Consider the following 14,830-nt stretch of genomic DNA (forward strand, 5'->3'; position numbering starts at 1 on the left):
TTGTTTTATGAAGCAGGTCGTGCTTGGTCTTCAACGATTCGGGAGCGGCCGGGGCAAAGCCTGACCCGACAGCTCGCGACCATCTGCTGACTAAATATTAAAAAACCATTCGGGAATCGCGACGATGTATTTCAGGTTGAACGTCCACCGCAGAATCATCTTCAGCGGAAGTGCAGCCATGAACAGAATCAGGTTCGCGAGCACCATAAAGCGGATGAAACCCATCCGCACGAAAAATCCACGCATGAAGGTTCGCGCCAGCAGCGGCGGAATGGCAAACAAGTACAGCACCACCAGCAGCAGACCCAGCCACTCCCGCTTCAGGATCACCATTGCCTGCACCAGAAACGGGTCATCGCCATTCGGGCGGGGCAAGGGGAGTCGCAGCGTATCCAGCCAGAACCAGTCTGACAGATTGATGTTGTTGAGCACCTCGAGCTTGTGCACGTCCCAGTATTCGTACAAACCGAACATGTTCCAGTTCGGACCCCGGATGAAGGTTCCCAGCACAATCATCGCCACCCAGAGCGGCAGAAAGCCGAACAGGAACGTAATGACCGCAAACTTCCGCTGATTGAATGTGTAATAGCCGTTTCCGGCCTTGTTGAAGTCGATATAGGGGACCGCCATCAGCCCCACGAGAATGATGCTGGGCAGAACCACCCCGGCCATCCACGGGTCGAAGTAGACCAGCATCTCCTGCAGACCCAGGAAGTACCACGGGGCCTTCGACGGATTGGGCGTCTTCACGGCGGAAGCCGGTTCTTCCAGCGGAGCCGGCAACGCGACCCCCCAGACAATCAGCAGCGCTGCCACGAGAATCATGCAGATCATTTCGGTGTAGACCAGATCGGGCCACACCAGCACCTGCTCGGTCAACTCTTTTTTCTTGACCGGCAGCCCTTCGGCAATCAGCCTGTCGTTCTTGCCCGCCTCATAGAAATAGAGCCAGGTAAAGAAGCCGACGAGAAACAGCATCCCCACGATCGGCACGTTGTCCGGCTTGCCGACAATCTGCCGGAAGTCGTAGTCTGTCATACTGAACGCCAGAAACAGCACGCTGACGTTAAACAGAATCCAGGCGCGCGTCGGCTCGACCCACCAGTTTCGCAGCCAGATCATCAGACCAAACAGCACCATCGACACGATAAAGTAGCTGATGGGATTGGCGATAATGCTGTCGACCCACAGCTTGAACCACAACGGCAGGCGGAGCAGAAACGTGTCAGCATTCCCCCGCACGGTGAGGTGCACGAAAGCGAAGATCATCAGGCCGACGGTATACAGCGCCCAGACACTTGCCTTCGGAATATGTTCCCAGCCGAAACACCACTCGAAGTGGCCATCTTTCTTGAAGCTCTGCACTGTCCAGCCGAGATTCAGAAAGAACATCAGCAGGTACAGCCATCCCAGGCCGTTAATGACGCCGACGGTAAGATCGGGATGAAATTCCATATCAGTGATCTGCCCGATTCCGATTCGCCGTAACGATTGTGTCCAGACCTGCCTCGCGCGACCGCGACGAAGCTGTTTACAGGGGTTGGCTGATCCCGCCGTCTTTGCGGACCCGCCAGAAGTGAATGGCAATCAGCATGGCCACCACCAGCGGAATGGCCACACAGTGCATGATGTAAAACCGGTTCAATGTCTCTTCGCCGACGTTCCGGGCCCCCAACAAGAGGAACCGGGCATCGCTGGCCTGAGTAATCAGGTCATAACCTCGAATATTCAGCAGCTGAAAGCCGGGCCCTTCATGCCCCAGAAAGGGAGTCGCACGCGCCATGTTTGAACCGACAGTGATCGCCCAGATTGCCAGCTGATCCCAAGGCAGGAGATAGCCGGTAAACGAGAGAAGCAACGTCAGCACCAGGAGCAGCACGCCGATGACCCAGTTGAATTCCCGCGGCGGCTTGTAACTCCCCGTCAGGAACACGCGGTACATATGCAGCCACACGGTAATCACCATCGCATGGGCACCCCAGCGGTGGATTTCCCGCATGATTCCCAGAGAGGTGACGTCCCGCAGGTTCCCGATATCCGTAAAGGCCCATTCCAGGGTCGGCCGGTAATAGAACATCAGCAGCACGCCGGTGAGCGTTTCCACCAGAAACAGGAAGAACGTCACCCCCCCCATACACCAGGTGTAGGAGAGAGCAATCCCCCCCTTCTGCACGGAGACCGGATGCAGGTGCAGAAAGAAGTTCGTCAGCACGACGACAGCGCGGTTCCGGCGGTCATAAGGCGCCGGATGCCGAAAGACACTCCGCCAGATCTGCGAGTTGCGAATGTATTCCGTGACCGACATCGAGTTGCCTTGCGGAGATCCAATTGACTACGGGAAAGAAAACGAGCGACCAGGAACGAAAGTCAAACGATCTCGTAGAATGATTTGGTGTCGACCCACTGCCCGAGTTCTTCCTGAAACTTGACGCTCTTGTCAACTTCCAGCGTTCCGTCTTCCGACAATCGTAAGCCAACACGTTCCAGCGGACGGGGTGCGGGACCTTCGAAATTGATCCCCGAAATGTAGAAACCCGACCCATGGCAGGGGCATTTGAACTTCTGCTCCCCTTCCAGCCAGTTCGGCGTGCACCCCAGGTGGGTACAAACAGATGAGAGGGCGTAGACAATATTCTTTCCGTCGTAGGCGTCTGAATGCACGATCCAGATTCCGCGACTCGCCTTGTATTTTTCCGACACCGTTCCCGGGGGGAAATCAGACGCTGGGCCAACCTTGAACCGGCTCGGTGGCTCCAGCACCATGTTCGGCATCATGAACCGGGCCATCCCCAGACCCCACAGACCGGCGATCCCGGCCACAGCGGCCCAGGCCACAACAAAGGGAGCCATCAGGAAACCCGTCACCATCGAGAATGCCGATCGACGGGAGACAGCTTCTTTCCCACCCGCTTTTGCAGGAAGCTTCGGCTTGGCCGGAGTAGCAGGACTCGCCCCTTTGGCGGCCACAACGGGTTGACCAGCACTGGCTGCCGTGACCGCGGCGACCATATCCTTCAGCGCAGGACGTTCGCCTGCCGGTGAGGTAGCGGGAGGAACGGCTGTCCCAGAAGCGGGCGCTGCAGCGGAAGCAGCGGCCGGCGACGGAGCACTGGTTCCCGCCCCCGCTTTGCCTGCACGGGCAGCAGCCAGAATCTCTGCGGTCGACTTCGGAGCAGCAGGAGCGGCCGCTGGCTTGCCGGCTCCCGCAGCACGGGCCGCCGCCAGAATCTCGGCAGTCGATTTCGGTTGAGCCCCAGCCGGGGGTGCCACAGCGGATGGCTCAGCGGGCGCCTCAGACTTCGCGGCGCCGGCTTTGGCAGCCGCAGAAGCGCGAGCCGCTGCCAAAATCTCGGCAGTGGTCTTGGGGGTCGCTGCGGGAGCAGGAGTGGCCGCTGGACTCGCCTCGGAGGCAGCCGGCGCTGCGGGCTCTCCCGGAGTCGCCTCTCCACCGCTTGCTGCACTGGAGCTGGCTGCACTGGAGCTGGCTGCACTGGAGCTGGCTGCACTGGAGCTGGCTGCACTGGCTGCGGCGGCAGCTTCGGCCTTCTTTTTCCGGGCCAGCGCCAGGATTTCTTCGGTCGTGAGTTTTTTTGGTTCCGCCATAGTCAGCAGCAGCGTTCTAAAACCACGTCCCTCTTCCCTGAAATCCTTTCCCGGGAGCTATCCGGGGTGGATCATGGCAAGTGCACTGGGGGACGGCAAGTTTGGGAGCGCACTGACACTTGATTTCTCAGAAAACGGAAGCAGACTCCGATGCGTTCGCGTATCCGTCGATCCCTGACAGACTTCAAGCATCCCCGTGTGCCCGGTGACCGAGCGCCGAGAGCTCGCGCACGACATCGACATCCGATTCCCTTAAAGCATGAGCAGACAATGCATTGAATGCAGCCTCGCCACCGACCTGCCCCAGAGCCCAGACGACCGCGCCCCGCACGATCGCCGACTCATCCTGCAAAGCATCAATTAACACAGGAACTGTTGTGGGATCCCGGCGATTGCCCAGAACAACCGCCGCATTGCGGGCCATCCCTTCCCGACCGGGGCGAGCGAGCGGCGTTTTGCCGAACCGAAGTCGAAACTCCCGGGCGCTCAATCGCAGAAACTCTTCCGCCTTCACTTCCAGCAGTGACGCATCGGGAATCAGCTCAGCGGCAGTCGCGGGCGTTCCCTTCCGGTTCCACGGACAGACCTGCTGGCAGACGTCGCAACCGAACATCCAGTCCTGCATCCCGGCACGCAACCCGGACGGGATGGGACGCTTGCGAAGCTCAATCGTCAAATACGAAATGCATTTCGAGGCATTTAAGACATAAGGAGCCTCAAAAGCATCGGTGGGACAGGCCTCCAGACAACGTGTGCAGGTGCCGCAGTGACTGGTTTCATGCGGTGCGTCGGCGGGGAGTGCTGCGTCCGTCAGGACTGCCCCGAGAAAGAAATAGCTCCCCCGGTGCTTGTTGATCAGCATCGTATTCTTGCCGAACCACCCGAGCCCTGCCCGTCGGGCAACATCCCGTTCCAGCAGGGGTGCGGTATCGACAGCCACCCGCGTCTGACATCCGGGACGGTGGTCATGCAGCAGGTCCGCGAGGATGCGCAGCTTCGAGCGAAGAATCTCGTGATAGTCTCCGCTCCCCTGAGCGTAGGCAGCGATCCGTCCCGGAGAAGCCGCATCGCGGGCACCAGGCCCATAGTTGAGAGCCGCCATGATCACCGTCCGAACAGCGGGCAGAACCCCTTCCGGATGGGCGTACGCCGCTTCCCGACGGGCGAGGTACAGCATTTCCCCCTGAAATCCCGCCTGCAGCCACGACTGAAAGTGTTCAAGTGTCAGCGGCCGGGCAGCGGGGGCGATCCCCATCAGCTCAAAGCCGAGTTCGCCTCCCCGTTCCTTGAGAAGTTGGGCCAGTTCGGAATCCGTGAGCGAACCATCCGTCGCGGTGTCGTCAGAGGAAACTGTCATCGCGCGGGAAGTTCTCCTCCTCCGCAGCAGGGTCCGCCGGTCGTGGCCGGAATCAACTGCTGGCACTGCGATAGCGGGAGAGCGACCACGTGAAAATCTGACGGGAGACCACCAGCGCGATCAAAGCGGCCAGTGGCGCAATGATCAGGACGATGGCACTCGGCTCCAGCGCTTTTTCCAGCAGAATTCGTGACGGCACCGTGACAACGAGCAGGATCGGCAACACGAACGACAGCGTGAACCACAACAGGCCCCCATCAAACGACTGTCGATAAAAATTCTGCGGATAGCGGGCGAACGAGGTGACGTAGAACCAGAAGTCGTAGAGCCCCTGATTCCGTCCCATCCAGACGCTGGTACTCGCCAATGCGATCATCAGTGAATAGAAAAATGTGACTCCGACCGCCACATACAGCAGGTACATGCCAACGTGCCCCAGAGTGATCGTCACCGCCAGTTTGCTCAGCGAATACCACAGCAACGCCAGCGACAGCAGCACCTGATTGACCATCGCATAGTCGACCGATTCCAGTGACACCAGAAACTGGGTATCGATTGGTTTCAGCAGGACAAAGTCCAGATTGCCGGTGCGGATCAGCTCGCTCAGGTTGGCGATGTTCGACATGAAGAATGCTTCGACCAGGGCGTTGATCAGCATGCCGGTCGCCATGAACGCGAAATATTCATAGCGATTCCAGTCCTGAATCATCGGGACTTTGCTGTAGATGATCTCGAACAGCACGATCTGGGCTGTAAACCAGAACATCCGGGTGATGACTTCGATCACGAAGTTGGCGCGGAATGTCAGTTCCCGCACCAGCGAGTTGCGGGCAAATGTCAGCCAGACCCGAAGGTAGCTCGGGCGGGAATGCAGCCTGGGTTCCATCTCCGCAGTATAGCGCCCCGAACGGCGCTTCAGCTACTACGCCGGCCGCGAATGCGGGTCAGTCCGCCGGCCGACAGGCTGCGGCTTATTCCCAGACTTCATTCGAAGCCGTCGTGATGCGGGCCTCGCGCTGATCTTCGGACTTCTCGAACGCCTGCCGGTGAGCCCGGATCGCCTTGAGGCCTTCGGCATAGCAGACGCGATGATTCAGCCGCAGGGCCTGCATCGCCAGTTCTTCCGCCTCGCTGTACATCTGCCGATGATCCGCTTCGACAGCCAGATTGAAGAGCGCCGCGTGGTTATGCGGATTCACCTGCAGCGCATCACGCCAGCGTTGTTCCGCAGCCTCCCAGTCACCCGCTTCCGCGAGCTTCGCTCCCAGTTTGACCTCTCTCCGTCCTCGCACCCACAGGTCGCAGGTCGCCAGTTTGATCTGACAGGTCGTTTCGTGCGGTGCCAGCATGGCTGTCAGGTCATTTAAACAGCGCTGCAGCAGATTGTTGAGAATGTCTTGCTCAGAAGGAAACTGCTCGACTCCCCCCATCGACCGGTCTTCAAACCGATGTGAAAATCGACGCGAGACCAGTATTTCCCCGCTCCGGACATCCACCAGCTGCACAGCGATGGTGACCACCGCCCGACGTTCCACAATTTCCCGCCCTTCGATCAGCATCGCCGAAGAGTGGGCATAGCCGCGCTGATTCGCATCCCGGCCGATGCCGGTTCCCATATTCATGCCGGAATTGGGAAAGTGCTGATCTTCGCAGCTGTATTCGATCACCTCGCCCCGAATGACCGCATCCACACTGTGAGCGCTGGCCACCGCCAGCAGTTCATCGGCGGGGCTCTCGGTCGGTTCGGCGTAGGCCGCCAGCTGGACCTGCGTTCCGAGTTGCTGCGATTCGACGACGGTATAGAACTCGTTGGTCCCCAGCTTTCCGGCCAGCACCCTCGCCGCGTGCTTCCCCCCTTCGCCGGCAAAATCGAGCACGACAATTCGCTCGATTCCCGAGACCTCGATCTCGGCCGGTTCCCAGGTTTTGACGATGGCGGTATGGGCGCAGCTGCTGCCGGTCAGCAGCAGGCAGGCCAGCAGAATTCGCCGCAAGGCTGCGAACACGGGTGAGCGGTGTGCAGCCCCTGCACTGTTCAGCTTCATCCTGTTGATGAAAGGGCGCATCCCTGACCCTGCTTCGGATCGTCGCGCAGACAGCCGACGATCAACTTCCTAAGTTCATCCCTGCGAACAAACGAACGGTTCGCTCCCCTGTGCCTTGCACTTTCGTGCGGGCCACTCCTAGATATCGGTTTGTTTTGCTGCAGATTTTCCCGTTTTTGCGAGAAAGCGGATGTCCGTCATTTTCCAACAGAAAGATTCGCCAAAATTGAACACTCCGCCGGAAAAGGATGTGGAGTTCAATCGGCTCCTCGTTGGTCTGCTGGCTCTGGCAGCTCTTGCCGGTGCGGTGCTTTTCGCCCTGTTTGGTGATGCTCAGAACGATTTCTGGTGCGGCAGTCTGATGCGGGTGGGGCTGGTGCTGGGAGCCTTCTGGCTGGCGCTTCCAACACGCGGACGCGCCGCCGCATGGGCGAAGATTTCCCCCTGGTGGATTGTGGGGATCGCCGCCGCACTGTTTTTTGTCGTGAGAAATCCGCGAGCCTGGATTCCGCTGGCAGTGGCCAGCGTCAGCGTGCTGTCCGTCCTCAGGCTCCTCTCCGGTGGACCGCGCCGCCGCTGACACGTCCGGTTGCGTCAGGGAGCTTGAGAGTCAACGTTCCGTTTTCACCCCGGGATCGCGGAGACATTCCGTGCACCTGGGACGGCCGCGCGGATGCCGAAGGGGGACGTCAGGCGTGGCTCAGTACAGCCGCCTGTTCCATCTCCAGCAGACGTTGTTTCATCTGCAACCCCTGTGGAGCGGAATATCCCCCCAGTTTTCCCCCTGCTCCGAGCACCCGGTGACAAGGAATGAGGAGCGGAACCGGATTTTTCGACATCACGGTGCCGACAGCGCGGGCAGCCCCGGGAACACCCGCCATCGCCGCCACCTCGCCGTAACTGGCTGTCTCGCCGAATCTGAGACGCTGCACGATCTTGCGGACCCGCTCCTGAAAAGGGGTTCCCGCAGCCAGATCGAGCGGAATCCTCGAGAGATCGGTGTCGAAACCGCTGGCGAAATCCTGCAGCCTCCCCTGTGCGTCCTGCAACCAGGCGGGGGCAGACGGTCCGCCCGACATGCGCTCCCCGAGGCGTTTTGCGGCTTCTGCCCGCGTTCGATTTCCGAACGTCAGAAACGCAATTCCTGCGGGAGTGCTCTTTATTCCGAACCAGCCCAGTTCCGTTTCAAAGTAAGTTGCAGTTTGCATTGCCGGAACCTCGAAGAGGAATAACGCCCGCCGGATTGTTGACTCGGGCAGGCAGGCAGAAATCTGCACATTGCCCACAATGAGTACATCTGTACAATACCCGACTTTTCTCGAATTTTAAACCTCCGCAGTTGTTGCCAGTCGTCACAGCTGAGACGCTGAAGTGCAGTCTGCGACATCAGCTGTGTGAAAAGGTCTGTTGAATGGACGGTTACGACACGTTGGCTGACGTTCACTTTGTGAACCTCAACCTGAACACCGAGATGCAACTCCCCTCCCAGCGGGAGACGGTGCTCGAATTCTTCGGACGTGTGCAGAAGTCCTATCCCTCCATGCGGAACTTCTATACCCGCGAAAGCGGAGACTTTGTTCTCGAAGAGGACAAGGATCAGCCGCACTACCGCTGGATGGCACTCGAACCCCGCCGCATCTGCAGCGGTTGTGTGAATCCACCGTCGGTCGATGACGCCATGGAGCAGCACCTGCTCTCCCTGCAGCTCGCACCTTACATGCTGTCACTCAGCCCGCTCGACTGCGAAGCGCTCGACTTTCTGTTCGGCTTCGATTTCGTGTACCAGGGAAATCACGACGAGGTTGTCGCCGAGGCACTCGGAATGGGCTCCGCCTTCGAAGGGCTGTTGGGAATCGAAGGAGGGAAGCCGCTCAACTTCGAACCGAATCTGACGATCGCACTCACCGACGACTGCCGACGCCAGTGCCGCATCATGGTGGAAACCCGCACCAATGCGTATCAGGTCCGTCGCAACGACTACCCGGAAGACTCGATCAGCGTCTACTTCACTGTTCGGCAATACGGCAGCCTCCCGCACGACGGCTCTTTTGAGGAGGCCTTCAAGGAACTCCGCATCGATGCGGAACGACTGTTAAAGATCCACGTGGTTGATCAGATTCTGAAACCCCTCGCCCTGGCGATTTCCCGACGTTAATCCAGCCCGCGGCAGGCAGCTTCCCGTTGCGAGTCGCACCGGGTCTGCAGCGGCCTCAGCTTCTTCGATGGCTTTGCTTTACCGGTTCATGGAGGAAAAGATGTTCCGTTACACCAGGTTCTTGTTGACGCTGTCAACGTTCAGTCTGGCTGCCCTGCCCACCACGACTCACGCCCAGGAAGTCGGCGAGACAGTCGTGGCCGTCCAGGATCTGGCACTCAAGGTCGACGACAAAGGAATTGGGACGATTGGCCGGCTGGAACTGCTGGCTGTGGAAGAGATCCAGGGGAATCAGATTCGTCTCAGCACGCCGGCGATCCCCAATCGGGCCGGGCTCGACGGCTGGGCTCCCCGTGCTGCCGTTGTCACTCTCGCCGACGCCCTCCCCCTCTTCACCGAAGAGATCAAGAAGAATCCCACCGCCTACAACTACAGCGTACGGGGACTGATCTACAACACGACCAACGAGTTCGACAAGGCGATCGCCGACTACACCGAAGCGATCAAACTGGAACCCAAAGTGGCCGCGTTCCTGCACGATCGGGGCTTCGCATGGGAGCAGAAGCGGCAATACGACAAGGCTCTCGCCGATTACGAAGCCGCCTTCCGTCTCGATCCTCAGAATCCCGAACCTCACAACGATGCCGCCTGGCTGTGGGCCACCTGCACCGATGCCAAAATCCGCGATGGCCGCAAGGCCGTCGAGCACGCCGGGAAGGCCTGCGAGCTGACCAACCATCAGGACTCGAACAACCTGGACACTCTGGCTGCCGCTTACGCAGAAGTCGGTGATTTCGCCAATGCCGTCAAATGGCAGACTGAAGCGCTCAAGCTGGCGGAAGAAGAGACAAAAGCTGACTGTCAGGCCCGGCTGCAGCTGTATCAATCGGGCAAGCCCTTCCGCGACACCGCACGGTAGTGCAGGTGGCTCTTTCCAGTTTCCGCAGCGTCCGAACTGCGCTGGACCCGAAGGACAGAGAGCGTGGCGAAAACGAACGCTGAGAACTCTCAACGCTGACGCGTGACATTTCGCCACTCTCGAACGCCCCTCAGCCCCGGCTCACACCGGGGCTTTTTTCGTGGCTGCAGGTCAGGAGCAAGTTCTTCAATCCGGTGGCCCCACCGCCAGCATTTCGTCCGCGACATGGAGACACCCGCGGAGTGACGACGAATTAAAAAACGCCAGAATGCAGCGGAAAGACGCATCTCCACTTTCCGAACTCTCCAGATTTTCACAGTGCATTCAAGGTTTCTTTGCTTACGGCGTTTCTAATCCGGGCACGATTGGCAGTTCAGAGGCCAACGCCATGCGGGTGTTGGCCGTTCCTCCATCGCATCGCACTCCCCGAGAGAAACCGACCTTAATGCCTCCTCTGTTGTGCAAACTCCGGGAAGGTCTGAAGATGTCTGACAAGGCGCGCACGGATTCACGCTGATTGAACTCCTCGTGGTCATCGCCATCATGGCGGTGCTGATCGCTCTGCTGCTTCCGGCAGTGCAACACGCGCGCGAAGCAGCCAGTGCCGAAACACTCTCAAGCAGCTCGGCCTGCCCCTTCACAACTATCACGACGTGTTCGGCACTTTCCCCTATGCCCGGGGTGGAACCGGCCATCCTGACGGCGGGACCGTGAACAAGACCGTCAACAATGTGAACCGCCCCAGCGGCTTCATCTGCCTGCTCCCCGATCTGGATCAGGTGCCGCTCTTCAATACGATCTGCAGCATTCAGACCATCGGCTCGACGACCTATCAGCCTTTTGGTCCGCAGCCCGACACCGTCGCCTACACCCCGTTTCTGACGCAGATCCCCAGCCTGCAGTGGCGTCGGACGGTCCCGTGGGACATGGACCTACGACAGCCCCATCAACTACCTGCTGGAGATCAATGCCGGGCTGAAAGAGTTCAATGGCGGCAGCAATGCCAGCTGGCGAGGAAACGGCTGGGCGAACGGCGTGGCGACTTACACAGGCATCAACACGATTCTCCCAGCGGGCAAGCAGAAATCACCGGGCCAGCACGGCAGCTTTTGGCAGTTAGCCCCGATCCCGGGGAAGTGTGGCGGCGTTTGTGTGGAAAATCTTTGTAGAACGCTTGGTTTTCTGCCGCCAGAACGCCAAGCGTCAGTGAGATTCGCTCTAGTTGGCAGCCTTCTGGAATGCCACTCGTACGGCCCTCAGGGGAAGCGGAATTCACCGGATTCAGTCCCGTGGAATTTCAGCCGGTTGTGGTGTGGAGATTCTCTCAAAATAGCGGCGGATCGGCTGGGCATATTCCCCGGTCGGCCGCCGCTGGGCCGACTCCAGCAATTCGGTGCCGAGCTTGCCGGGAAGTCGTCCCCAGTTGCGATTGGAGACCTGCCCCAGATTCGCTTCCAGCTGCGAGAGCAGATCACTCGCCTGTTCCCCCCGTGGGCCCCCACCGGGGCTGCTTCCCGACTTCTGACTCTCTTGTCCCGCGTTGCCTCGCTGTCCCCCCTGCCCCTGGGCACTGGCCGAAGAGCGGGGGCTCCCTTTGGAAGAGTTCCCGCCCCCCTTCCCGCCCGCACACTCCGCGGCAGACGCGAACGACTGTGCCGCCTCTCGCAAGGTTTTCGCAGGGTCACCAGACGACGACTTCTTTTTATTACTGAAAGTCTGGGGCGGTCTTGGGGACTGATTTCCCTCGCGAGATTCTTGCGTTCCCTGCGCATCCGAAGCCGGGCCAAGCTGGGCCAGCTGCTCGCCCGCTCGGCGCAGCTGCCGCGCGGCCGACGCAATCTGTTCACTCACCTCGGGAGGGAGGTGAGGGTTCTCAGCCGGGAGTGGCAGCTCGGAGGCTCGTCGTGTCGCGGTCGCCGCCTGTTGCAGTTTTTCGGCAGCAAGCTGTCGCTGCTGCTGTGAGCCTGACGCATTCCCCGCCTGCGACTGCTGCCGCGCACCTTCCATCGCGGCTTCGGCCTCACCGGCCAGCTGATTCGCTTTCTCCGCGGACTCCGCATGATCCGGCGAATTGATGATCGGCAACTGCAAGTCCTGGGTCGCCGCCTGCAGCTCCTGCCGGGTCGCGGACAGCTGACGCTGCAACTCTTCCTGTTGCTCCTGCTGACGGGCCCGCTCCGCTGCCGCGGTGACGGCTTCCTTTTCCTTAGAACTCCGCTCATCATCGGTGGGAGCCGGAGGGGCCTCCCCTTCTTCTCGAGCTGGTGAAGTCGCAGGGGGCGTCGGCTGCTCGGCCTCCTTCGTCCCTTGCAGTTCACGCTGCTGGTCAGCGAGCTGCTGGGTCTGATCGGCCACGCGGGTCAGCTGCTGCTGCAGCGCGGAAATGGCGCTCCCTTTCAGTTCCGGACGCTGGCTCGCCAGTTCGGCGAGTTGTCGCTCCAGTTGCTGATGCAATTGCTGCGACTGCCGATGATCCCGCTGCCACCGCCCGGCCTGCTCTTCGGGATTGTCGAGGTTCGCGCGTCGGGCCTCTTCCACATGACGTTCCTTCGGGGCCCGCTGCACCAGATCTTCCACCCGATCGGCGAGACGGCTGGTTTGATCGGCCAGGCGGCCCAACTCCAGCAGGTCCCGCTGCAGCGAGGCGATTTCCTGAAACTGACTCTGCATTTCCCCGGTCTTCTTCGAGGCCGCTTCCAGTGCCTCGGCGGCCTCGCCAAACGGTTGCGGCTTGTCGCGCAGCGAAGACTGCTGGGCCTTTTCGATCGCCTGCCGGGCCTGTGCAATCTGCTCCTCGAGCATCTGCTGAACCTGCTCCGCCAACGGCTCAGTCAGCGGCTGTTGCGAGAACACCTCGTCCAACTTCTTGTACTGTTCCTGCAGATCATCCAGTCGCTGCTGCAATCGCGATGTTTCCTCATCCCGCTTCCATTCGCGCTGTCGGGCGATGTCGGTTTTGGCATCGTTCTGCAGCTGCCGGGCCTGCTCCTGCAGCTTGTCGAGTTCGGCACGCAATGCATCCAGAACTTGGGCCAGCCGCTGCTGCTCCTCCGTCAGCGCGTGGTCTTCCAGCGGGCGGGCATTCCTTCGGAAAGTGATCTGGGTCGGCTGTGTCCAGGTTTCGTTCGGGTGCGGAACAGGACGATTATCCACAGCCCGCGCCTTGATGGTCATCACGCTGCCGAGGGGCGGATTGAATTGTGTCAGGTCCAGCGTGAACGAATGTGCGAGGCTCCGCTGCGGCAACTGTTGCTCCGGGACTTTCAGCAGACCCCGATCCCGGCTCGCTCCGAGAATCAATTCGTAGTGCAGCTCGACGTCGGTCAGCCCGAAGTCATCCCCTGCAACCACGTCGAAGTGCAGAATGTCATTCGGGCGTGCCTCCAGAGTTTCGCGGGCTCCGGCGATTCCGATCACAGGGGGCAAATCGGGAGACACGGTCAATCGGCGAATCGCTTCCTCGCCGGTGGTGAAGCCGCGTGCATCGGTTCCTCGTACCAGAAACCGGCCCGATCTTTCCCGAAGCGAAACGATCGTCTCCCATGTCGCCGATTTCCCATCGGCCGACAGAGGGAGCGGAACCCGCGCGGTCACCGGCAGGCCATTGGAGAGCGTGTCAGTCATCCCCGCAGCGGCAGGACCATCCAGCCAGAGCAGCTCCGCCGAGACGACGGGCAGACTGAATTCGGCCCGCAGCGCGAGGCGGCTTTGCTCCAGACAACGAATCTCCCCCAGCACGGTCGGCAACTGCACCGCGGCCTCCCCCGAGTACGCGGGAGGATCAATTTCCGCGGAGAGCCTGGACAATTGAGGTCGGTCCGCAACGTCGAGACGATAACGCCGGGTCCGGGCTCCACCGGCAGCCACATCATAGGTGAGCGACGACTCCACCCGGGACAAGGTCCCCACATAGGCCTGCTGCTGATCGTCCCAGTCAAGTCGACGACGTTGCACCGGCCCCTGGTCTGCAGTCCATTCCAGCCAAGCAGTCGGAGGGATCGTCCCTTCATAGAGCCGCCAGTGGATCTGCGTGATGAGGGTGACATCCTCACCCCGTGGGACCAACCGATCCCCCTCCACGACATCGAGCATCAGGTTCTGAATCCGCTCGTAATTGCCGAAGGGATTCAGAAACCGCGAGATCAGTACTCCATAGCTTGTTCCGGCGAAAATCAGCGGCAGCAGCAGGCTGCAGAGCGCAATCGCCCCGGCCCAGCAGCGTCGAATCGCGGGAGTTGCATTCACCGTGTCGGCGAAATCGTGCTGTCGCGAAAACTGCACCGTTTCCGCCAGCAGCCAACGCCGCATGACCGGCGACGACGAGGCTTTCTCCACCGCCGATTCCTCAGCCAGCTCCAGTGCGGAGATCAGCCGCTCATCGAGTTCCGGATGAACCGACTCCACATAGGCCGCCAGTTTCTGGTCTTCGATCCGTCGCCAGGCAGGCCCGAGGACTTTCACCGCCGCGGTCACTAGCCCACCGAACAGAACCGACAGACTCAGACCGACCCGCGCCCAGACCGGCAGGTCGATCAACAGGTCAATCACCAGCGCCAGCGCGAACAGCGTGGCCGTCAGCCAGAGCGTGGTTCCCACGCCGCCAGCCATCGCCACCGCCTTCCAGCGGGAACGCAAGCGCTGAATCTGGTCGGTTAACGCGGCGGGAATGCGCGGCGCACCGGGCATTGCTCTTCCCTTTCCAACAGACCGTGCGGGTCGGGCGTAAGGAATCTCGAAAACAATCCGGGAAG

The 14,830-nt window shown here is 60.4% G+C and carries 11 protein-coding genes and 1 pseudogene; 4 read left to right on the top strand and 8 right to left on the bottom strand.

The features are described from left to right. Positions 1 to 90 precede the first annotated feature (90 nt). The 6 genes from SH664x_RS16300 to SH664x_RS16325 all read right to left on the bottom strand — a co-directional run bounded on the left by SH664x_RS16300 (position 91) and on the right by SH664x_RS16325 (position 7,026). On the bottom strand, positions 91 to 1,455 hold the full coding sequence (locus SH664x_RS16300) for a hypothetical protein (protein ID WP_437202679.1): 1,365 nt from the start codon (positions 1,453 to 1,455) through the stop codon (positions 91 to 93). A gap of 76 nt (positions 1,456 to 1,531) precedes the next feature. Further along, positions 1,532 to 2,305: a cytochrome b N-terminal domain-containing protein gene (locus SH664x_RS16305; protein WP_437202680.1), complete on the bottom strand. Its 774-nt coding sequence runs from the start codon at positions 2,303 to 2,305 to the stop codon at positions 1,532 to 1,534. A 62-nt stretch (positions 2,306 to 2,367) separates the two neighbouring features. After that, positions 2,368 to 3,603, bottom strand: coding sequence for a ubiquinol-cytochrome c reductase iron-sulfur subunit (locus tag SH664x_RS16310; RefSeq protein ID WP_437202682.1), 1,236 nt, complete (start codon positions 3,601 to 3,603; stop codon positions 2,368 to 2,370). Between the two features lie 184 nt (positions 3,604 to 3,787). Further along, the gene (queG, locus tag SH664x_RS16315) at positions 3,788 to 4,960 is read right to left on the bottom strand and encodes a tRNA epoxyqueuosine(34) reductase QueG (RefSeq protein ID WP_437202684.1); all 1,173 of its coding nucleotides are present in this window, start codon (positions 4,958 to 4,960) and stop codon (positions 3,788 to 3,790) included. 52 nt (positions 4,961 to 5,012) lie between these two features. Continuing rightward, a complete protein-coding gene (locus SH664x_RS16320) occupies positions 5,013 to 5,846 on the bottom strand; it encodes an ABC transporter permease (protein WP_437202686.1) in 834 nt (277 codons plus the stop codon). A gap of 85 nt (positions 5,847 to 5,931) precedes the next feature. Then, complete coding sequence (locus SH664x_RS16325; RefSeq protein ID WP_437202688.1) at positions 5,932 to 7,026, bottom strand: CsgG/HfaB family protein; 1,095 nt, start codon at positions 7,024 to 7,026, stop codon at positions 5,932 to 5,934. A 169-nt stretch (positions 7,027 to 7,195) separates the two neighbouring features. Here SH664x_RS16325 and SH664x_RS16330 point away from each other — a divergent pair, with 169 nt between their 5' ends. Next, complete coding sequence (locus SH664x_RS16330; RefSeq protein WP_437202690.1) at positions 7,196 to 7,585, top strand: hypothetical protein; 390 nt, start codon at positions 7,196 to 7,198, stop codon at positions 7,583 to 7,585. Positions 7,586 to 7,694: 109 nt separating this feature from the next. On the opposite strand, the gene SH664x_RS16335 is transcribed toward SH664x_RS16330, so the two are convergent. After that, complete coding sequence (locus SH664x_RS16335) at positions 7,695 to 8,213, bottom strand: methylated-DNA--[protein]-cysteine S-methyltransferase (RefSeq protein WP_437202692.1); 519 nt, start codon at positions 8,211 to 8,213, stop codon at positions 7,695 to 7,697. A gap of 203 nt (positions 8,214 to 8,416) precedes the next feature. On the opposite strand from SH664x_RS16335, the gene SH664x_RS16340 reads away from it, so the two are divergent. The 3 genes and pseudogenes from SH664x_RS16340 to SH664x_RS16350 all read left to right on the top strand — a co-directional run. Then, the gene (locus tag SH664x_RS16340; RefSeq protein ID WP_437202693.1) at positions 8,417 to 9,160 is read left to right on the top strand and encodes a hypothetical protein; all 744 of its coding nucleotides are present in this window, start codon (positions 8,417 to 8,419) and stop codon (positions 9,158 to 9,160) included. 100 nt (positions 9,161 to 9,260) lie between these two features. Next, positions 9,261 to 10,079, top strand: coding sequence for a tetratricopeptide repeat protein (locus SH664x_RS16345; RefSeq protein ID WP_437202695.1), 819 nt, complete (start codon positions 9,261 to 9,263; stop codon positions 10,077 to 10,079). Positions 10,080 to 10,592: 513 nt separating this feature from the next. After that, positions 10,593 to 10,873 (top strand): annotated as a pseudogene (locus SH664x_RS16350) (type II secretion system protein); the annotation flags it as partial. A gap of 487 nt (positions 10,874 to 11,360) precedes the next feature. Here SH664x_RS16350 and SH664x_RS16355 read toward each other — a convergent pair. Beyond that, positions 11,361 to 14,765, bottom strand: coding sequence for a DUF4175 family protein (locus tag SH664x_RS16355; protein WP_437202697.1), 3,405 nt, complete (start codon positions 14,763 to 14,765; stop codon positions 11,361 to 11,363). Positions 14,766 to 14,830 lie beyond the last annotated feature (65 nt).

It is taken from the genome of Planctomicrobium aquicomposti, assembly GCF_051466325.1.
Taxonomy (GTDB): domain Bacteria; phylum Planctomycetota; class Planctomycetia; order Planctomycetales; family Planctomycetaceae; genus Planctomicrobium.

Excerpts from the sequence above, each read along its gene's own strand:
- SH664x_RS16305 (WP_437202680.1), bottom strand. The coding sequence starts at position 2,305 with ATGTCGGTCACGGAATACATTCGCAACTCGCAGATCTGGCGGAGTGTC.
- SH664x_RS16330 (WP_437202690.1), top strand. The coding sequence starts at position 7,196 with ATGTCCGTCATTTTCCAACAGAAAGATTCGCCAAAATTGAACACTCCG.
- SH664x_RS16320 (WP_437202686.1), bottom strand. The coding sequence starts at position 5,846 with ATGGAACCCAGGCTGCATTCCCGCCCGAGCTACCTTCGGGTCTGGCTG.
- SH664x_RS16335 (WP_437202692.1), bottom strand. The coding sequence starts at position 8,213 with ATGCAAACTGCAACTTACTTTGAAACGGAACTGGGCTGGTTCGGAATA.
- SH664x_RS16340 (WP_437202693.1), top strand. The coding sequence starts at position 8,417 with ATGGACGGTTACGACACGTTGGCTGACGTTCACTTTGTGAACCTCAAC.
- SH664x_RS16355 (WP_437202697.1), bottom strand. The coding sequence starts at position 14,765 with ATGCCCGGTGCGCCGCGCATTCCCGCCGCGTTAACCGACCAGATTCAG.
- SH664x_RS16300 (WP_437202679.1), bottom strand. The coding sequence starts at position 1,455 with ATGGAATTTCATCCCGATCTTACCGTCGGCGTCATTAACGGCCTGGGA.
- SH664x_RS16310 (WP_437202682.1), bottom strand. The coding sequence starts at position 3,603 with ATGGCGGAACCAAAAAAACTCACGACCGAAGAAATCCTGGCGCTGGCC.
- SH664x_RS16325 (WP_437202688.1), bottom strand. The coding sequence starts at position 7,026 with ATGCGCCCTTTCATCAACAGGATGAAGCTGAACAGTGCAGGGGCTGCA.
- queG (WP_437202684.1), bottom strand. The coding sequence starts at position 4,960 with ATGACAGTTTCCTCTGACGACACCGCGACGGATGGTTCGCTCACGGAT.
- SH664x_RS16345 (WP_437202695.1), top strand. The coding sequence starts at position 9,261 with ATGTTCCGTTACACCAGGTTCTTGTTGACGCTGTCAACGTTCAGTCTG.